At 66.8% G+C, this 19,322-nt stretch carries 17 protein-coding genes; 5 read left to right on the forward strand and 12 right to left on the reverse strand.

Annotation, left to right across the window (positions count from 1 at the left end):
• The coding region (locus N5D91_RS22725) for an SURF1 family protein (protein WP_279922751.1) at positions 1-691 on the reverse strand (691 nt) is incomplete at its 3' end.
• Between the two features lie 57 nt (positions 692-748).
• On the opposite strand from N5D91_RS22725, the gene N5D91_RS22730 reads away from it, so the two are divergent.
• On the forward strand, positions 749-967 hold the full coding sequence (locus N5D91_RS22730; protein WP_005412025.1) for a twin transmembrane helix small protein: 219 nt from the start codon (positions 749-751) through the stop codon (positions 965-967).
• Between the two features lie 20 nt (positions 968-987).
• On the opposite strand, the gene N5D91_RS22735 is transcribed toward N5D91_RS22730, so the two are convergent.
• From N5D91_RS22735 to N5D91_RS22760, 6 genes are read right to left on the reverse strand one after another with little or no spacing between them, the layout of a single operon-like run.
• On the reverse strand, positions 988-1,863 hold the full coding sequence (locus N5D91_RS22735) for a cytochrome c oxidase subunit 3 (RefSeq protein ID WP_005407793.1): 876 nt from the start codon (positions 1,861-1,863) through the stop codon (positions 988-990).
• Between the two features lie 13 nt (positions 1,864-1,876).
• On the reverse strand, positions 1,877-2,467 hold the full coding sequence (locus N5D91_RS22740; RefSeq protein ID WP_180855410.1) for a cytochrome c oxidase assembly protein: 591 nt from the start codon (positions 2,465-2,467) through the stop codon (positions 1,877-1,879).
• Positions 2,464-2,712 (reverse strand): hypothetical protein, encoded by a 249-nt coding sequence (locus N5D91_RS22745; RefSeq protein WP_180855411.1) that lies wholly within the window; start codon positions 2,710-2,712, stop codon positions 2,464-2,466. Before N5D91_RS22745 ends, N5D91_RS22740 begins: the two co-directional genes overlap by 4 nt.
• 8 nt (positions 2,713-2,720) lie before the next feature.
• On the reverse strand, positions 2,721-4,328 hold the full coding sequence (gene ctaD / locus N5D91_RS22750) for a cytochrome c oxidase subunit I (protein ID WP_004153896.1): 1,608 nt from the start codon (positions 4,326-4,328) through the stop codon (positions 2,721-2,723).
• Between the two features lie 59 nt (positions 4,329-4,387).
• A complete protein-coding gene (coxB, locus tag N5D91_RS22755) occupies positions 4,388-5,341 on the reverse strand; it encodes a cytochrome c oxidase subunit II (protein ID WP_180855412.1) in 954 nt (317 codons plus the stop codon).
• 11 nt (positions 5,342-5,352) lie between these two features.
• Positions 5,353-5,829, reverse strand: coding sequence for a DUF2244 domain-containing protein (locus N5D91_RS22760; protein WP_180855413.1), 477 nt, complete (start codon positions 5,827-5,829; stop codon positions 5,353-5,355).
• Between the two features lie 274 nt (positions 5,830-6,103).
• Here N5D91_RS22760 and putA point away from each other — a divergent pair, with 274 nt between their 5' ends.
• Positions 6,104-9,322, forward strand: a complete 3,219-nt coding sequence (gene putA, locus N5D91_RS22765) for a bifunctional proline dehydrogenase/L-glutamate gamma-semialdehyde dehydrogenase PutA (protein WP_180855414.1) — start codon at positions 6,104-6,106, stop codon at positions 9,320-9,322.
• 119 nt (positions 9,323-9,441) lie between these two features.
• Here putA and N5D91_RS22770 read toward each other — a convergent pair whose 3' ends face one another.
• From N5D91_RS22770 to N5D91_RS22780, 3 genes are all read right to left on the reverse strand, one after another.
• Complete coding sequence (locus tag N5D91_RS22770; RefSeq protein ID WP_180855415.1) at positions 9,442-10,515, reverse strand: AAA family ATPase; 1,074 nt, start codon at positions 10,513-10,515, stop codon at positions 9,442-9,444.
• Positions 10,502-11,101 (reverse strand): nicotinamide riboside transporter PnuC, encoded by a 600-nt coding sequence (gene pnuC, locus N5D91_RS22775; protein WP_153856995.1) that lies wholly within the window; start codon positions 11,099-11,101, stop codon positions 10,502-10,504. Before pnuC ends, N5D91_RS22770 begins: the two co-directional genes overlap by 14 nt.
• Before the next feature lie 140 nt (positions 11,102-11,241).
• On the reverse strand, positions 11,242-12,669 hold the full coding sequence (locus N5D91_RS22780; protein WP_180855416.1) for an outer membrane protein transport protein: 1,428 nt from the start codon (positions 12,667-12,669) through the stop codon (positions 11,242-11,244).
• A 226-nt stretch (positions 12,670-12,895) separates the two neighbouring features.
• On the opposite strand from N5D91_RS22780, the gene N5D91_RS22785 reads away from it, so the two are divergent.
• Positions 12,896-13,588 (forward strand): rhomboid family intramembrane serine protease, encoded by a 693-nt coding sequence (locus N5D91_RS22785; RefSeq protein WP_019662230.1) that lies wholly within the window; start codon positions 12,896-12,898, stop codon positions 13,586-13,588.
• 83 nt (positions 13,589-13,671) lie between these two features.
• Here the strand turns inward: N5D91_RS22785 and N5D91_RS22790 are convergent, their stop codons facing one another.
• Together N5D91_RS22790 and N5D91_RS22795 are read right to left on the reverse strand one after the other, a co-directional pair.
• Positions 13,672-15,132, reverse strand: a complete 1,461-nt coding sequence (locus tag N5D91_RS22790) for a S41 family peptidase (RefSeq protein WP_180855417.1) — start codon at positions 15,130-15,132, stop codon at positions 13,672-13,674.
• A 108-nt stretch (positions 15,133-15,240) separates the two neighbouring features.
• Complete coding sequence (locus tag N5D91_RS22795; RefSeq protein ID WP_180855418.1) at positions 15,241-16,539, reverse strand: peptidoglycan DD-metalloendopeptidase family protein; 1,299 nt, start codon at positions 16,537-16,539, stop codon at positions 15,241-15,243.
• 95 nt (positions 16,540-16,634) lie between these two features.
• Between N5D91_RS22795 and N5D91_RS22800 the strand changes: the two genes are divergently transcribed.
• On the forward strand, positions 16,635-17,297 hold the full coding sequence (locus N5D91_RS22800; RefSeq protein WP_180855419.1) for a hypothetical protein: 663 nt from the start codon (positions 16,635-16,637) through the stop codon (positions 17,295-17,297).
• An 85-nt stretch (positions 17,298-17,382) separates the two neighbouring features.
• Positions 17,383-19,092 carry a M28 family metallopeptidase gene (locus N5D91_RS22805; RefSeq protein WP_180855420.1) on the forward strand — a complete coding sequence of 570 codons (1,710 nt, stop codon included), beginning with the start codon at positions 17,383-17,385 and terminating at the stop codon, positions 19,090-19,092.
• The last annotated feature ends 230 nt before the right edge of the window (positions 19,093-19,322 follow it).

Consider the following 19,322-nt stretch of genomic DNA (forward strand, 5'->3'; position numbering starts at 1 on the left):
GCCGCTCCAGCACCAGCGCAACGACCAGCACGGTCAGGGCCAGCCCGAACCACTGCACGGCATAGCCCAGGTGACGCTGCGGCGGCAGTGTGTTCGGCAGCAGGTCCAGGTCACGCTCATCGCCGAATGGCAGTGCCGGATCCAGGCGCAGGACGCGTTCGGGTAACGCCTGCAGCCCCAGCGCGCGCGCCAGGCCTTCGGCGGGCAAGCGACTGGCCAGCCAACGCCCGGCCTCGCCAGTGGCGGAGAACGCCGGGCCCAGTGCCAGTCCCGCCGACGGCGGCGGTGCCAGCAACCCACGCACGGCCACCGGTGAAGGCGGCGCCGGCACATCCGGCAACGTGCGATCCGGCGGCAGCGCACGCCAGCCGAGATCGACCAGCAGCACGCTGCCATCGTCACTGCGGAACGGGCGATAGATCTTCACCCCGGCGCGGCCATGCCGGGTCTGGTTGTCGAGCAGCACCACGCCGGGCAGGAAGCGGCCGTGGTCGGCCACGCCGTGCAACGCGCCGGGCGCCGCCAGGGCCTGCGACAACGGAAGCGCTTGCGCCACAGCTGGACCCTGCGCATCCAACATTGCCTGTTTGGCATGCATGCGCTGCAGTTGCCACAGCCCCAATGCGCTGAAACCGGCCATCGCCAGCACCGCCAGCAGCCATCCGATCACGCGCGTGTGCTGGCGCATCATGACAAGTCCGCGCAAACGCGGTCAGATAGGCGCATCCACCCTGCCCTCGAGCCGCGCATGAGTGATTCGCTGAAGACCCTGCTGGTAATCGCGTTTCTGATCGTCATCGTCTGGAATCTGGGCGCCGGCCTGTATTACCTGCTGGTCGACCGCGGCCAGACCAAGCGCACGGTCAACGCACTGACCCGCCGCATCGCGGTGTCGGTGGCGTTGATCCTGCTGGTGATCGTGAGCATCTACATGGGCTGGATCAAACCGCACGGCATCGGCGGCTGACACCACCGATGCGCGCCTGATCAAAGCACGTAGACGAACAGGAACAGCATCAGCCACACCACGTCGACGAAGTGCCAGTACCACGCGGCGGCTTCGAAACCGAAATGGTTGTCGCGGGTGAAGTGTCCCTTCGCCGAACGCAGCCACATCACGATCAGCATGATCGTGCCCAGCAGCACGTGCGCGCCGTGGAAGCCGGTCAGCATGAAGAACGTCGAACCGTAGATGCCCGAGCCGAGCGTCAGGTTCAGCTCCTTGTAGGCGTGGATGTACTCCTCCGCCTGCAGGGTCAGGAAGCCCAGGCCAAGCACCACGGTCAGGCCCAGCCAGATCAGCAGCTGGCGGCGGTTGCCGGCCTTCAGCGCGTGGTGGGCGATGGTCAGGGTCACGCCGGAGGTGAGCAGGATCAGCGTATTGATCAGTGGCAGGCCCCAGGCCGGGATGGTCTGGAACGCGCCACCGATCGCTGCCGGGCCATTGGTCGGCCATCCGGCGGAATAGCCCTGCCAGAGCAGCTCGTTGGTCATCACCCCGCGGCCTTCGCCGCTGAGCCACGACAGGCCCAGGTTGCGGGTGTAGAACAGCGCACCGAAGAAGGCACCGAAGAACATCACCTCGGAGAAGATGAACCAGATCATCCCCATCCGGAACGAGCCATCGACCTGGTGGTTGTAGTTGCCCGCCTGCGACTCGCGCACCACGTCGCTGAACCACCAGAACAGGGTCAGCACCAGCATCGCGATGCCGATGTAGAACGTCCAGCGTCCCCAGCTGGCATCGTTGAGCCAGCTGGCCACGCCCACCATGGTCACCATCATCGCGATGGACCCCACGAACGGCCATTTGCTCTGGGCCGGGACGAAGTACACGTTGGCATCGGTCGGTGTCTGGGCCATGTCGGTATCCGGGTCAGGGTGCGGCGTGCGCGCCGTCCGAGGTGGCGGCCGGAGCCAGCCGATCGGACAGCGCGTCGTTGCGGTAGAAGGTGTAGGACAAGGTGATCGTCTTGATCTCCGGCGGCAGGTCCGGATCGACGATGAAGCGCACCGGCATGTCGCGCTTCTCGCCGGCCTGCAGCGTCTGCGCGGTGAAACAGAAGCACTCGGTCTTGCTGAAGAAGCCCGACGCACGCGCCGGCGCCACCGACGGTACCGCGCTGCCGACCACCGCCTGCTGGCTGTCGTTGCGGGCGAAGTACAGCGCCTCGTTGAGCTCGCCCGGCACCACGTCCATGGTCAACTGTTCGGGATGGAACGACCAGGGCAGGCGCGAGTTGACGCCGCCATCGAACTCCACGCGCACGGTGCGCTTGCCGGCCGCCGCGCCGGCACTCGCTTCGCCACCGGGACCGCGTTCCAGGCGCACGCCGAACACCTTTTCGCAGGCGATGCGGTACAGCGGTACCAGCGAGAACGTGAGCAGGAACACCGCCGCCGCCACGCCGATCAGGCGCGGCAGCCCGGCGCTGGGTGACGGCGTGCTGGCCGGTGCCTCGCTCATCGGCCGATCACCCCGCTGAGGATGAAGCCGACGTAGACCAGCACGGCGATGGCGCCGACCCACATCGCAGTGCGCTTCGCACGCTGGCGCTGCTGTTCGATGCCTTGGCGTTGGCTGTCGCCGTGGTAGAGCCGACCGCTGGTCGGCTGCTTTTCGTTGTTGTAGAGCCGAGCCATGCCCGGCTGCTTTTCGTCAGTCGAGCCTGGCTCGACGCTACCGATCGGGAGCGGGCTCTCGTTATGCATGCCCCACCTCAATGCGTGATGTCGTCATGCGCCAGATCCCCCGGGCGGATGGTCGGCGGCGTGGTGAAGGTATGCGCCGGTGCCGGCGACGGCAGCGTCCATTCCAGGCCGCGCGCACCTTCCCACGATCGGGCCTCGGCCTTCTCGCCGTTGCGCAGCGAGGACAGCAGGATCGCGGCCATCATGAACGGGGTGACGAACATGCCGAACGCACCGATCGAGCTGATCAGGTTCCAGTCGGCGAAGGCCACGCTGTAATCGGGAATGCGGCGCGGCATGCCGGCCAGGCCGAGGAAGTGCTGCGGGAAGAACAGCAGGTTGACGAACACGATCGACCACCAGAAGTGCACCTTGGCCCACTTCTCGCTATACATCCGCCCGGTCCACTTCGGCCACCAGTAGTACACCGCGGCGATCAGCGCGAACACCGCGCCGGTCACCAGCACGTAGTGGAAGTGCGCGACCACGAAGTAGGTGTCGTGGTACTGGAAGTCGGCGGCCACGATGGCCAGCATCAGGCCGGAGAAGCCACCGATGGTGAACAGGATGACGAAGGCCACCGACCACAGCATCGGCGCCTCGAACGTCAGCGAGCCACGCCACATCGTGCTGACCCAGTTGAACACCTTCACGCCCGTCGGGATCGAGATCAGCATGGTGGCGAACATGAAGTAGATCTCGCCGCCCAGCGGCATGCCCACGGTGAACATGTGGTGGGCCCAGACGATGAACGACAGGAACGCGATCGCGGCGGTGGCGTACACCATCGCCTGGTAGCCGAACAGCGGCTTGCGGCTGAAGGTCGGGATGATCTCGCTGACCACGCCGAAGGCGGGCAGGATCATGATGTAGACCTCGGGGTGGCCGAAGAACCAGAAGATGTGCTGGTACATCACCGGGTCACCGCCACCGGCGGCATTGAAGAAGCTGGTGCCGAAGAACTTGTCGGTCAGCAGCATGGTCACCGCGCCGGCCAGCACCGGCATCACCGCGATCAGCAGGAAGGCGGTGATCAGCCAGGCCCAGCAGAAGATCGGCATCTTCAGCAAGTCGATGCCCGGCGCGCGCATGTTGAGCACGGTGGCGATGATGTTGATCGCACCCATGATCGAGCTGATGCCGGCCACGTGGATGGCGAACACGCTGAAGGCCACGTTGTAGCCGCCCTGCAGCGACAGCGGCGGGTACAGCGTCCAGCCGCCGGCCGGCGCACCACCGGGCAGGAACAGGGTCAGCAGCAGCAGGCTGAAGGCCACCGGCAACAGCCAGAACGACCAGTTGTTCATGCGCGGCAGCGCCATGTCCGGCGCGCCGATCTGCAGCGGAATCATCCAGTTGGCCAGTCCGACGAAGGCCGGCATCACGCCACCGAAGATCATCACCAGTGCGTGCACGGTGGTCATCTGGTTGAAGAACTCGGGCTTGACGAACTGCAGGCCCGGCTGTGCCAGCTCGGCGCGGATCACTACGCTCATCGCCGCACCGATGATGAACATGATGAAGCTGAAACCCAGGTACAGCGTGCCGATGTCCTTGTGGTTGGTCGAGAAGAACCAACGCTCGAAGAAACTCTGCTGGTGATGGTGATCGTCGTGCCCAACTGCCGAGTGCGCCATTGCAAAACACCTCTCAGAATCGGTTGTCACCACGGCCGCGAACGGCCGCGGGCTTTACATCACGCTCCGCTGGCCGCGGTGGCAGGCGCGCTGCCGGCTTCAGCTGCGGCAGGCGCAGCAGGTGCCTCTCCCGTCGGTGCAGTCGGCTCGGCAGGTGCCGCAGGCGTTGCCGGCTCGGCGGGCGGCGCCGGCTTGCGCTGCGCCAGCCACTGCTTGAACTCTTCCTTGGACACCGCCTCGACCACGATCGGCATGAAGCCATGGTCCTTGCCGCACAGCTCGGCGCACTGGCCCCGGTACACGCCGGGCTGCTCGATGCTGGTCCAGGCTTCATTGATGAAGCCGGGAATGGCGTCCTGCTTCCAGCCCAGCGCCGGCACCCACCAGGCGTGGATCACGTCATCGGAGGTGATGACGAAGCGCACCTTGGTATCGACCGGCAGCACCAGGCGGTTGTCGACATCCAGCAGGTAGTGCGGATGGCTTTCGCGGGTCGGCACGATGCCGCTCTGCCGCACGCGGTCGGACTCGCGGTCCAGGCGGCTGGTGAAGGTGACGTTCTCGCCGAGGTATTCGTACTTCCACATCCACTGGTAGCCGGTGACCTTCACCGTCATCTCGGCATCGCGGGTGTCGTACATCTTGATCAGGTTGGCCGTGGCCGGCCAGGCCATCACGATCAGGATGATCACCGGGATCACCGTCCAGATCACCTCGGCCTTGGTGTTGTGGCTGAAGGTGGCGGCGACCGCGCCCTTGGATTTGCGGAACTTGAAGATGGCGTAGGCCATCGCACCGAACACGATGACGCCGATCACCGTGCAGATGATCAACGAGAGATTGTTCGATTCCCAGGCCAGGCGCGAGGTCTGGGTCACCCCCTTGCCCATGTTCAGCTGCCACGGCTTGGGATCGGCCGCCTGGGCCCAGGCCAACGCCGGCATCAGTCCCCCGGCCACCATGGCGGCGACCGCTGCAACGCACTTCGTGCCCCACCTGCTGCTTTGCTTCATTGCCTAGACCCTTAGCGTCGTCGGTTGCCGCCATCGCTGGCGGCGAGCAAGCTTTCAAGTGTCTCTGCAAGCGTCTGACGTTCGGCCGGCGCGAGGAAACTCCCCACCTCCACCTGCCGGCCGCTGGATGCCAGCCGGACCCTCTCATCGTCGGTGAGCAGGCGCACCCAGTGGGGGTGCGCCCGGAACACCGGCGATCCACCGGGTACGGGGATGACCTCCACGTACGCCGGCACTACCCGGATCTCCTCCTGCCGTTCACCACTGCACCACAAGGCACGCAGTGCCGCCGCCAGCACCAGGCTGTACAGCAGCGCGAACAGGGGGGCGAATGCATTGCCGGCCAACCACCCGAGGGCGGACACCAGCCACATCGCACCCGACAACACGGTGAACAACAGGACGAACTGCCGGGCATCGAGCGCCCGTGGGGGACGCAGCCGCAGCTGCGTACCTGACCCATCCGGAGCTGGAAGCACCTCGATCATGTCGCAACCGCGTTCCTACCGCGGGAAACGTCTCGATGGTAGCCCCGCCCTCTCGCCGGTAGCAAGGGTGCATTCACACTTTTTCCCATGCTGCAACACAGCATGAGGTCGGCGGCACGAATGACGAATTCAGCACAAATTCTGCCGAGCTTGCTGAACACGCTGAATCCACCGCAGCTAGGGGCTATCAGCGCTTCACGAAGGTGGCTGAGGGGCACTTCCGCAACCCGCAAAAATGATTAAAATCGCCAAGTTTTCCACTGGCCGGACCGGCATGAACGCACCTTCCTCCTCCCCTGCCGCCAGCGACGCCCTGCGTCCCGGCGCGCTGCTGTCGCCGGAACTGCCGGCGCCCCCCAACCCGTTCCGCCAGGCCATCACCGATGGCTGGTTGAAGGACGAGGCCAGCCACGTGCGCGAGCTGCTGGCGCAGGCCCGCCTGCCCGCCGAGGAGCAGGCCAAGGTACAGGCGCTGGCCGCCGACCTGGTCGGCCGCGTGCGCGTGCGTGCCAAGGACCAGGGCGCGATCGAAGCCTTCATGCGCCAGTACGACCTGGGCAGCGAGGAAGGCGTGCTGCTGATGTGCGTGGCCGAGGCGCTGCTGCGCATTCCGGACCAGGACACGGCCGACAAGCTGATCCGCGACAAGCTGGCCGATGCCGACTGGGAAAAGCACCTGGGCGGCAGCGACTCGGTGCTGGTCAACGCCTCCACCTGGGGCCTGATGCTGACCGGCAAGCTGGTGCAGATGAACGACGCCACCCGCGCCGATGCGCCCAGCGCGTTCAAGCGCCTGGTCGGCCGCGTCGGTGAGCCGGTGGTGCGCCTGGCCGTGCGCCAGGCGATGAAGATCATGGGCCACCAGTTCGTCATGGGCCGCACCATCAGCGAAGCGCTGTCGCGCTCGCACAAGGGCGACAACGCGAACTACCGCTACTCCTTCGACATGCTGGGCGAAGGCGCGCTGACCATGAAGGACGCGCTGCGCTACCTGGAAGACTACCGTCGTGCGATCCACGCCATCGGCGGCGACCACAAGGCACGCGGCGGCCGTCCGGATGGCGACGTCAACAACGCCCCGGGCATCTCGATCAAGCTGTCGGCGCTGTACCCGCGCTACGAGCACGCCAAGCGCGAGCGCGTGCTGAAGGACCTGGTGCCGGGCGTGCTGGAACTGGCACAGCTGGCCAAGAGCTACGGCATCGGCTGCACCGTCGACGCCGAAGAGTCCGACCGCCTGGAACTGTCGCTGGACATCATCGAGCAGGTGTTCTCCGATGCGTCGCTGGCCGGCTGGGATGGCTTCGGTGTGGTCGTGCAGGCCTACCAGAAGCGCACGCCGTACACGATCGACCACCTGGCCGACATGGCGCGCCGCGCCGGTCGCCGCCTGCAGGTGCGCCTGGTCAAGGGCGCCTACTGGGACGCCGAGATCAAGCGCGCGCAGATCGAAGGCTATCCGGGCTACCCGGTGTTCACCCGCAAGCAGAACACCGATGTCTCCTACCTGGCCTGCGCCAAGCGTCTGTTCACCCATGCCGACGCGATCTACCCGATGTTCGCCACGCACAACGCACACACCATCGCGGCCGTGCGCAGCATCGCCAATGGCGGCGTGTACGAGCACCAGAAGCTGCACGGCATGGGCGACGACCTGTACGCCGAAGTGGTGCCGGCCGACCGCTTGAACCTGCCCTGCCGCGTGTATGCGCCGGTCGGTTCGCATGAAGACCTGCTGCCGTACCTGGTGCGCCGCCTGCTGGAAAACGGCGCCAACTCCAGCTTCGTCAACCGCATCACCGACGAGCGCGTGCCGATCGCCGACCTGATCCGCGATCCGGTCGAGATGGTTGCTTCGTTCGAATCGATTCCGCATCCCAAGATCCCGCTGCCGGTTGACCTGCTGCGCAGCCAGAACCACGACAGGAAGAACTCCATGGGCGCCAACCTCGCCAACGACAACGAACTGCGCGCCCTGGCCGAGCAGCTCAACGCAGCCGTCAAGCCGTGGCAGGCCGCCCCGCTGGTACCGGGTGCCAACCCGACCGGCGCCTCGCTGCCGGTGACCAACCCGGCCGACACCCGCGAGGTGGTCGGCCAGTGGCAGGCCGCCGATGCCGCCACCGTGCAGAAGGCCCTGGCCAATGCCGTGGCCGCGCAGCCGGCCTGGAACCGCACCCCGGCCGCCAGCCGCGCCGCCATCCTCGAGCACGCCGCCGACCAGCTGGAAGCGCGCATGCCGGAGTTCATGGCGCTGTGCGTGAAGGAAGCCGGCAAGAGCCTGCCCGACGGCATCGCCGAAGTGCGCGAAGCGGTGGACTTCCTGCGCTACTACGCCAAGCAGGCGCGCGAGCAGTTCAGCCACGCCGAGAAGCTGCCGAGCCCGACCGGTGAGTCCAACGAGCTGCAGCTGCATGGCCGCGGCGTGTTCGTCTGCATCAGCCCGTGGAACTTCCCGCTGGCGATCTTCCTGGGCCAGGTCGCTGCCGCACTGGCTGCCGGCAACAGCGTCATCGCCAAGCCGGCCGAGCAGACCAACCTGATCGGCTACTACGCGGTGAAGCTGCTGCATGACGCCGGCGTGCCGGCCGAGGTGGTGCAGTACCTGCCGGGCGACGGTGCCACCGTCGGCGCCGCGCTGACCGCCGACCCGCGCGTGGCTGGCGTGGCCTTCACCGGCTCCACCGACACCGCACGTGCGATCAACCGCGCCATGGCTGCGCGTGACGCCGCCATCGGTGTGCTGATCGCCGAGACCGGCGGCCAGAACGCCTTCATCGCCGACTCCTCGGCGCTGCCGGAACAGCTGGTCAAGGACGCGATCGGTTCGGCCTTCACCTCCGCCGGCCAGCGCTGCTCGGCCGCGCGCGTGCTGTTCGTGCAGGACGACATCGCCGACAAGGTGATGACCATGCTGGCCGGCGCGATGAAGGAACTGAAGGTCGGCAATCCGGGCCTGCTGTCCACCGACGTCGGCCCGGTGATCGACGCCGATGCACTGAAGATCCTGCAGGACCACGCCGAACGCATGGACCGCGAAGCGCGCCTGATCGCCGCCGCCGAGCTGTCCGCCGAAGCGGCCAACGGCACCTTCTTCGCACCGCGCGCGTATGAGCTGAAGGACCTGGGCCAGCTGCACAAGGAAATCTTCGGGCCGGTCCTGCACGTGATCCGCTGGAAGGGCGACCAGCTCGACACGGTGATCGACCAGATCAACGCCACCGGTTACGGCCTGACCCTGGGCGTGCATTCGCGCATTGACGAGACCGTCGACCGCATCAGCAACGGCGTCCACGTCGGCAACGTCTACGTCAACCGCAACCAGATCGGTGCGGTGGTCGGCGTGCAGCCGTTCGGCGGCCAGGGCTTGTCCGGCACCGGCCCGAAGGCCGGCGGTCCGCACTACCTGCTGCGCTTCGCCACCGAAAAGACGGTGACGGTGAACACCACCGCCGCCGGCGGCAACGCCTCGCTGCTGACCCTGGGCGACTGATCGCCCAGTAGTTGCAGTGAACGAAAAACCCCGCGAAAGCGGGGTTTTTTGTGCTTCTGCATCCTGTAGAGCCGAGCCCACGCTCGGCTTGCATGGTGCATGCGGGCACTGGATCGGCCCTACAGAGGCGGGGCGACACTGAACCGGTTGTCCGCCCGCTTCGCCAGCTCGCCCTGCACCCGTGCGATGCGCATCTCTAGATCGCCTTCCAGCAGCACGTACTCGACACCCTCTGCCTGCAGCTGCGCCAGGTACCACGCATGCTGCTGCGCCCTGAAGGCTTCGCCCACACGCGTACCGTCCTGGTCGAACGGAATATCCGGTGCGCACAGGAACAGCAGGTCGTAGCGTCGTCGTGCCGCCTGCCGCAGCGGCTCCGGTGCCGTGCCGAACATCCAGCCGCTGTACCCCAGCGTCACCCACGGCGTGGTATCGCAGAACAGCCAGCGATGCGCGCGCCGCGCGGCCTCGTCTTCGTGCTGTGGCTGTGTCATTGCAATGCCTAGCAGATCGTCCGGCGTCAGTTCTCCGCCCTGCTGCTCCCACAGGGTGCGGCCGTACTCCGGCACCCAGGCGGTCTGCAGGCGCTCGGCCAGCACGCGCGCCAGCGTGGTCTTGCCGCTGGACTCGCCACCGATGAACGCCACGCGCTGCACATGGCCGGCATACACCTGCGGTGCGAGGCCATGGCGATGCGCATGCGGATCGGCGCGCAGCTGGGTGCCACTGGCCTGGCCGACATCGGGCGAGCGTTCCAGCCGTTCATGCCGCACCGGTGCGTTGAAGCAGGCTGCCAGCGCATCGGCAAAACCGTCCCCGTAGTCCTCACCGGTGTACACCGCCTGCACTGGCCCACCGAACAGGTTCAGGCACAGCCAGGCGGTGAAGTCGCGCTGCACCTGTTCGTCATCACTGTCCTGCGGCAGCGTGCGCACGGGCAAACCGTGCTGCGTGCACAATGCCGCCAGTCGCGTGTCATCCAGCACCGCCACCGTCGCCTGCGGGAAACGCGCACGCAGCCAGCGCTCGCGGCGCTCGGCGCTGTAGCCGGCAAAGCCCGGCTGCGACCAGCCGATCACCAGCAGCTGCTGGCAGCGCGTGGCTGCGAAGTCGATCAGGCGTTCGTGGCCGAGATGCAGCGGGCAGAACTTGCCCACTACCAGGCCGCGCGCAACGCGCTCAGGCAGCGGCATCGGCCGCCCTGGCCTCGTCGCGCATCAGGTGCCGCCAATGGCGCAGGGCCACCAGCGCATTGATCCAGAAGCCCACGTACAGGATCGAGGTCAGGTGCAGGCCACGGCTGTAGTACAGCGGCACCGCAACGGTGTTCACCAGCAGCCACACCCACCACGATTCCAGCTTGCGCCGCATCATCAGGATCTGCGCGATCACGCTCAACACCAGCACCGCCGAATCGATGTAGGGCGCATAGGCGTTGGTCAGCCGGGTCAGCATCCAGCCGTAGCCGAACGTGGCCACCACCGCCAGCGGCGCCAGCCAGGCCCATGCCCGCGGCCGCAGCGCGGTGATCGGCAGCGGCGCACCATGGTCGCCACGCAGCCACTGCCACCAGCCCAGCACGCTGATGGCGATGAAGAAGAACTGCAGCACCATGTCCGCGTACAGGTGCGATCGTTCGAACACGGCGGCAAACAAGGCGCAGCCAACGATGCCCAGCCACCAGGTGTGCACGTTGTTGCGGCCGGCCAGCAGGATCGAGCCGGCGACGGCAATGTTGGCAGCCAGCTCCAGCTGGAAGTTCGGATCGGACAGGTTCATCGCCCTATTGTCATGGATCCGCGCGCTGCGTGGACGATCCGGTAGATCCATGCCATGCATGGATGCCCCGAGCCACCTCACAAAAAGAAAGCCCCGCTTGCGCGGGGCCTCCTTCGTCCTGCGTCAGGCAATCGCCTGGATCAGAACTTGTACTGCATCGAAGCCGCCAGCACGTCGCCGCTGACCTTGTACTTGCCGGTCACGGTGTTGCCGGTCGGCGAGGTCGAGGTGATGTTCGGATCCTTGGTGAACAGGTGGGTGTAGCCCACGCTGTATTCCATCTTGTCCGATGCCGCGTAGGTCAGGCCCAGCGACAGCCACTTGCGGGTGGTGTCCGGCACGCGCACGTCGCGGTGGGCGTCGGTGGTCGGGGTCTGGTCGTAGGCGAGACCGCCGCGCAGGGTCAGCTTTTCGTTCATGCGGTACTCGGTACCGATCGACGCGAAAGTGGTGTCGCGGTAGTGGAACGGCAGCACGCTGTCCGGCTGGTTGGAGTCATACTGCACGGCCATCTGGTCGAACTTGCTCCAGGCGGTACGCGAGACGTCGGCCATGATCTTCCACTGGTCGTTCACGCGGTGGGTGAAGCTGACGGTGGCGCTGGCCGGCAGGGTGATCGAGGCACGACCCTTGCTGTCGATGAAGGTGCCCGGAGCGGCAGCGGCCAGGAAGGCTGCGGCGTTGCCCGGAATGGTGAAGTCGGCCTTGCCGTCGTTGATCTTGTGCTTGACCTGCGAGCGGTAGCTGAAGGCGATGTTGGTGCCTTCCACCGGGCTGACGGTCATGCCCAGGGTGTAGCCCATGGACACTTCGTCACCCTTGATGCGCAGGAAGCCATCGGCGGTGCCCGGAGCGAAGCCCTGCTGGGCCATGGCGACAGCGGCCTGACGCGAGGCGGCAGCAGCCTGGGCGGCGGTGCCACCGGCAGCCAGAACGGCAGCGGCAGCCTTCTGCTGGGCGCTGGCGTTGATCGCGGTGCCGGTATCGACGGCGCTGGTCAGGTCGACGTTCAGACGCTCGGCGAACACCGAAGCACCGAACGACAGGTACGGGTTGACGTCGTAGGAGAACGCCACGCCCAGGTCGATCGCCTGCAGCTCGGTCTTGACGCCGTTGTAGCGGCCGACCCAGTCACGGTCGTATTCGGTCTTGAAGCCGAACGGCACGGTCAGCGAGGCGCCGAAGTGCATGTTCTCCTTCTCGCCGAACGGCAGGTGGAAGTAGGCCGCCGGGACCGGGGCGATCATGCCGGCGTCGCCGCCGTTGCCGCCGGAAATCGGAGCGCCGTTGGCGTACTTGCCCTGGCCACGGAACTTGGCACCGAAGCTGATGGCGCTGACGTCGCCCTGCAGCATGGTGCCGTCGAGCAGGCGCATGGAGGCCGGGTTGGTGGCGATGACCGAGGCGTCGCCCTCGGCCGAGGTGGAGCCGGCGAACGCGCGGCCCAGGCCCTTGGCACTGTTTTCCTTCAGCTGGAAGGCGGCAGCGTTGGCGTCGGCGGCGGCCAGCGCACCGGCAACGCCGACGGCCAGCAGGGTCAGACGGGCAATGGTGGAAGCGGTTTGCATCGTAGTTCTCTCTCCGGTAAGCGGTGATGTTGCTCTGAGTGCGCCTGCGCCCGGCAGGTCCTGGGACCCATCGGAGCGCGCCGGATTCCCCTCCCGACATACGACGCCGTATGCGAGTATTACCCAGAGCTGTTAATGAAACAATAACAGCAGTGGCGGTTTTTTCGTCCCAAAAGCTGAACAGGACAATCCCCGCCGCAAGCGCCCGCACGCTAGGCTAGTGCCCATGTTCGTCTCCCTCCCGTCGCGCAAGAAGGCGGCCCTGCGCTGGGCCACGCCCGTGCTGTTTGCGGCACTGTGGCTGGCGTTCCTGTGGTCGATCTCGCGTCCGGACGATGCCCGCGGCAGCCTCTGGCTGGACTGGGGCGCCCTGTCCACCGGCCTGACCCACCCGCTGGACTGGTGGGCGACCCTGCAGGACGGCAGCGTGCTGCGCCTGTTCACCGCCTTGTTCCTGCATGCCGACTGGTCGCACCTGCTGGGCAACCTGGTGTTCCTGCTGATCTTCGGCCTGCCCGCCGAGCGGGTGCTGGGCCCGTGGCGGCTGCTGCTGCTGTTCCTGGTCGGCGGTGCGGTGTCCAATCTGGTGGCGATCTACACCATGGGCAGCCCGGACCAGATCATCATCGGTGCCAGCGGTGCGGTCTCCGCACTGATCGGCGCCTACCTGGCCCTGTTCCCGGGCGCCCGGCTGGGCGTGGTGATCCCGCTCGGCCTGTTCCTGGAGTTCGTGCGCGCCCCAGCCTACCTGCTGATCGGTGTCTGGGCCGCGTTGCAGGTCGTATTCGCCCATATCGGCCCCAGCTTCGGCATGGTGGCCTGGTGGGCGCACATCGGCGGCTTCGTGTTCGGCGTGGTGTACGGGGTCTACGTGCGGGCGGCCATCGCCCGCCGCCTGCGCAAGCGCCACGGCTTCTGACACCGGGTCGTGCCGGCCGCTGGCCGGCTCCACGCTCACCCGCTCGTTCGTAGATCAGCCGAGCATGGCTCGACTCTGCAGAATCAGGGCTTGGCCGGAACCGGGGCGGGCTTGGTTTCCGGCGTGCTGTCCGCCTTCGGTTCGACCTTCGGCTCCGGCTTGGCTTCGGGCTTCGCCGCTGCAGCCTTCGCGGCCTTGGCAGCCTCCGCCTTGGCCGCTTCGGCCTTCAAACGTGCAGCCACCGAACCCGGGTTCTTCAGCTCGGCCAGCGCGTCGTTGATCGGGCCATCGCCCGGCAGTACCGCACCGGCGTGATAGCCCTCGGTGCCCTCGTCGTCACCGCGCAGATGACCCGGCAGGGTCGCTTCGCTGTAATCGCTCAGGCTGGCCGGCAGTGCATCCTCGGCCGGCGTAGCGGCCGGCTTCAGTTCGACCTCCGGCACGATGCCGGTGGCCTGGATCGACTTGCCGCTGGGCGTGTAATAACGCGCGGTGGTCAGCTTCACCGAGTCACCGTTGTCCAGCGGCAGCACGGTCTGCACCGAGCCCTTGCCGAAGGTGCGGCTGCCGACCACGCGGGCGCGCTTGTTGTCGCGCAGTGCGCCGGCCAGCACTTCCGAGGCACTGGCCGAACCGGCATCGGCCAGCACCACCACCGGTGCGCCCTTCAACAGATCGCCCGGCGTTGCATCGAAACGTGCATCGCTGATGCTGATGCGGCCGCGGGTACTGACGATGTTGCCCTTGTCGAGCAGGTCGTCGGCCACCTGCACGGCAGCAGTCAGCAAGCCACCCGGGTTGCTGCGCAGATCCAGCACCAGGCCCTTGAGCTGGCCACCGGACTGCTTCTGCAGCTGCTGCACGTGCTTCTGGAAGTCCGAACCGGTGTCGGCCTGGAACGTACTCAGGCGGATGTAGCCATAGCCCGGTTCCAGCAGGCGGCTGCGCACGCTGGTCACGCGGATGGTCTGGCGGGTGAGGCTGACATCGAACGGCTTGGGCTTGCCTTCGCGCACGATGGTCAGCACCACCTTGCTGCCGGCCGGTCCGCGCAGCGGTTCGCTGGCATCGATCGCGCTGATCGGCTTGCCGTCGATGGCGATGATCAGGTCACCGGCGAGGATGCCGGCCTTGGCCGCCGGCGTGTCGTCGATCGGCGAGATCACCTTCATGCTGGCGTTGTCCGGCTGCTGCTGCAGCTCCACGCCGATGCCTTCGTAGGCGCCGCTGGCCTGTTCGTCGAAGGCCTGCGCGTCTTCCTTGTTGAAGTAGGTGCTGTGCGGGTCGAGGTCGAGCAGCAGGCCACGCACCGCTGCCTGCATCAGCTTCTTGTCATCGACCGGATCGACGTAGGCGGCCCGCACTGCGTTGTAGACGGCCACGAAGCGGCGGATGTCCTCCAGCGGCACCTTCGAGGTCACCGCCTCCTCGCTGCTCGCTGCCTGCCCGCCGGTTTCCTGGCTCGGGGCGGGCGCGGTCTGCTGCGCCCAGGACAGCGCTGGCAACAGGGCCAGCAAGAGGGTGGCGGTACGGGCTGCGCGCATGGATCACTCCTGTCGACGGTGGCATGGTGCCCAAGGCACATGCACCGATTATGCGCGAAGCACAGCTAAATTCCCGTTGAATCCAGCCCGCACGTGGCGAGCGGGGATTCAGCGCCGCTGCAGCCAGCTGTCCGGATTCACCGGTTGCCCGCCACGACGCAGCTCGAAGTACAGCGCGGTGACCCCTTGGCCCCCAGAGTTGCCGACCTTGGCCACTGCATCGCCACGGCTGACCCGTGCACCGGCGTCCTTGAGCAGGGTGTCGTTGTGGGCGTACAGGCTCATGTAGCCATTGCCGTGGTCGACGATCAGGATCATGCCGTAGCCGGTCATCCAGTCGGAGAACACCACGGTACCGTCGGCCACAGCGGTGACGGTGCTGCCGGCCGGTGCGCCGATCAGCACGCCGCTACTGGTACGCCCGTCAGGCAGCTTGCCGCCGTAGCGGGCCAGCAGGTTGCCGGACAACGGCCAACCCAGGCCCCCCACCTTCGGCGCCGGTGCGGAAGCCACCGCCGGCGGAACCTTGGTGGGCGGTGGCGGCCGTCCCTGTGCCGCGGCCTGGCGTGCGGCACGTTCGGCAGCGGCCTTCTCCGCTGCCGCACGGCGCGCAGCCGCGCGACGCTCGGCCTCGGCACGGGCGGCGGCCGCACGCAGATTGGCCAGCAGTGTTTCCAGCGCCTTGGCGTCCTGGCCCAGCGCCTGTTCCTTCTCGCGCTGGTCCTTGAAGCGCTCGTCCAGCGAGGCCACGGTCTTTGCACGATCGCGGCGGTCGGCTTCCAGCGCCGCTGCCTGCCGCTTCTGGTCCTGCTGCGCCCCCTGCAGCTTCTGCTTGCGCTCGGCAATCTGCGCCTGCAGCGCTTCCAGTTCCTTCAGGTCGGCGGTCAGCGTGGTGATGCGCTGGGCCCGCTCACGCTGCAGGTAGCGGTGGTAGGCCAGGGCGCGATTGGCATCGGCCACCGTGTCCTGCGACAGCAGCAGCTTCAATGGTGCGTGGTTGCCCAGCTGGTAGGCCGCACGCAGCAGGCCGGCCAGCTCGCGATGCTGCTGGGCGAGGTTGACCTGCAGCGTGCTGCGGCGTTGTTCGGCCTCGGCCAGGGCGTGGCCCTGCTCGCGCAGCGCGGTTTCCGTCTGCGCAAGCGCGCGGCCGGTGCGGGCCACCTTCTCGTCGGCCTCACGCAGCTGCTGCGAGGCCTGGCCACGCTGGCCCTCGATCTGCCGGCGCTCCTGCGCCACGCCCTTCAGTTCACTGCGCAGTTTCTGCAGCTTGCGCTCGGTCTCGCGCGTGGTCTGCGCGGCCCCCGGCAGCGGCAACGCCAGTGCCAAGGCCAGCCCCAACAGCAGGCAGCGCCCGCCGCGAGCAGCGGCGATGTGATGTCGGCGTGATGGGAAGGCGTTGTTGCGCAAGGGCTTTCCAGTGACTTCAGGCAGTTGCAGGGGGTACCGGGGAATGGTGACATCTCCGCACGCGGCCTGCCAGCCGCACATCCATCGAGGTCCCCATGAAAGCTCTCTCCATTCCGCTGCTGTTGGGCGTACTGCTGGTCACCGGGCCAGTGGCAGCGCAGGAAAACATCAGCAAGGTCAACGGCAGCATCAGCGCCGAACCCGGCCAGCGCTACGGCAAGCTGGACACCGTCAACGGCGGCATCCGCGTCGGCGAAGGCGTCGAGACCGGCAGCATCGACACTGTCAACGGCGGGGTCAAGGTCGCCGATCGCGCGCGCACCGGCAAGATCGAAACGGTCAACGGCGGCGTACGCCTGGGCCGCGAAGTCATCGCGCGCGGCAGCGTCAGCACTGTCAACGGCAGCATCTTCACCGACCGCGGCAGCGAGGTCGAAGGCGGCGTTGAAACCGTGAACGGCGGCATCGGTCTGGTCGAAAGCCGCGTCGGCAAGGATGTCGAGACCGTCAACGGTGACATCACCGTGGGCATCGGCTCGCAGGTCAACGGCGGCGTGCACGTGCGCAAACCGAACTTCAGCGTCTCGCTGACCGCCAGCCGCAAGCCGCGCGTGATCATCGGACCGAATGCGGTGGTCAACGGCTCCCTGCAGTTCGAACGCGAAGTGGTGCTGTACGTGCATCGCACCGCCCGCATCGGGCCGGTCACCGGCGCCGAGCCGATCCCGTTCGATACCGAAACCGCCCCCGCGGACTGAGCGCACCGGCCTTCGGGTTCGGTGATACTCGCTGATACCGGTCGTACAAGACGTGCGGCCGCCCTTTGTTTCCCAGGAATCGATGATGCCCCGCAAACTCCTCCTGTGCCTGGCCGCTGCGGCCGCGCTCAGTGCCTGCAAAGGCGAAGACACGCCGGCCGCCGCGCCGGCCACCGACACCGCCGCTGCGAAGCCGGCCGCCCATCAGTTCTCCCCGGAGATCAACGCCGGCGATTTCGCCGAGATGGTCAAGACCCTGGCTTCGGATGAGTTCGAAGGCCGCGCCCCGGGCAGCAAGGGCGAGGAACTGACGGTCAACTACATCCGCGACCAGATGCAGCGCATCGGCCTGCAGCCCGGCAACGGCGACAGCTGGTTCCAGGATGTGCCGATGACCGAGACCACGGCCGACGAATCGACCGTGTTGAAGATCACCCAGGGCGGCAAGACCACCGAGCTGAAGTTCGGCACCGACATGGTGGTCGGCACCCGTACCGGCCAGGCCGAGGTGAAGGTCGATGCCAGCGACCTGGTGTTCGTCGGCTACGGCGTTGACGCGCCGGAGCAGAAGTGGAACGACTACGCCGGCCAGGACTGGAAGGGCAAGACGGTCGTCATGTTCGTCAACGATCCGGGCTTCCATGTCGATGACGCGAAGCTGTTCGACGGCAAGCGCATGACCTACTACGGCCGCTGGACCTACAAGTTCGAGGAGGCCGCGCGCAAGGGTGCCGCTGCTGCACTGATCGTGCACGACACCGCCGGCGCTTCCTATGGTTGGGACGTGGTGAAGAACTCCTGGGCCGGCCCGCAGTACGACCTGCCGGCCAAGGATGACCCGGAAGCACGTATCCCGGTGCAGGGCTGGCTGAGTGCCGACGCCGCCAAGGCGCTGTTCGCCGGTGCCGGCCTGGACCTGGCACAGGCCTACAAGGACGCCAGCAAGCGTGGCTTCAAGCCGGTGCCGCTGAAGGCGACCGCTGCGGTCGACCTGAAGAGCCAGATCGCGCAGAAGCAGTCGCGCAACGTGGTGGGCGTGCTGCCGGGCAGCAAGCGCGCTGACGAGGCCGTGCTGTACATGGCGCACTGGGACCACCTGGGCAAGCATGAGGGTGAGACCGGCGACAACATCTACAACGGCGCGGTCGACAATGCGACCGGCGTGGCCGGCATTCTCGAAGTGGCCGAAGCCATGGCCCACCAGGAGCCGAAGCCGGAACGTTCGGTGGTGTTCCTGGCGGTGACCCTGGAAGAATCCGGCCTGCTGGGTTCGAAGTACTACGTTGCCCATCCGACCTTCCCGCTGGACAAGATCGCCGGTGTGATCAACATCGATGCGATGTCGGTGGCCGGCCGTGCCAAGGACGTGACCGTCACCGGCTTCGGCAGCTCGGAGCTGGAGGACATCCTCAAGCCGCTGGCTGCCGCCCAGGACCGTACCTTGCACGGTGAGACCTCGGTGCAGAGTGGCTTCTACTTCCGGTCCGATCACTTCAACTTCGCCAAGGCCGGTGTGCCAGCCCTGTACGCCGATGGCGGCGAAGACCTGCGCGAGGGTGGCGTGGACGCGGGTCGCAAGGCTGCAGCCGACTACGGCGCCAACCGTTACCACGGCCCGAAGGACGAGTTCGATGCGGCCACCTGGAAGCTGGACGGCACCGTGGAAGACCTGCAGCTGATGTACGGCGTGGGCAAGGAACTGGCCGGTGGTGATCGTTGGCCGAACTGGTACGAAGGCAACCCGTTCAAGGCTGCCCGCGACGCGATGATGAAGGACAAGGTCCCGGCCAAGTAAGTCGAGCCATGCTCGACTGACCATGGTTCAAGCCTGAGCGGCGCCCGACAGGGCGCCGCTTTTTTTTGCGCTCCACCATTGGTGGATACCAACCTTGGTTGGCACTCTGCCATCGATAGTCGCCAACCTTGGTTGGCGCCGCCGCTCGCGGCGGTTTCATCAACGCGCCTGCCGGCCAGCGGCCGGCACTACCGGTATTTCCTGAGCACAAAGAAAAACCCCGCTGCGTG

This window comes from Stenotrophomonas sp. GD03794 (genome assembly GCF_029842145.1).
Lineage (GTDB): Bacteria > Pseudomonadota > Gammaproteobacteria > Xanthomonadales > Xanthomonadaceae > Stenotrophomonas > Stenotrophomonas riyadhensis.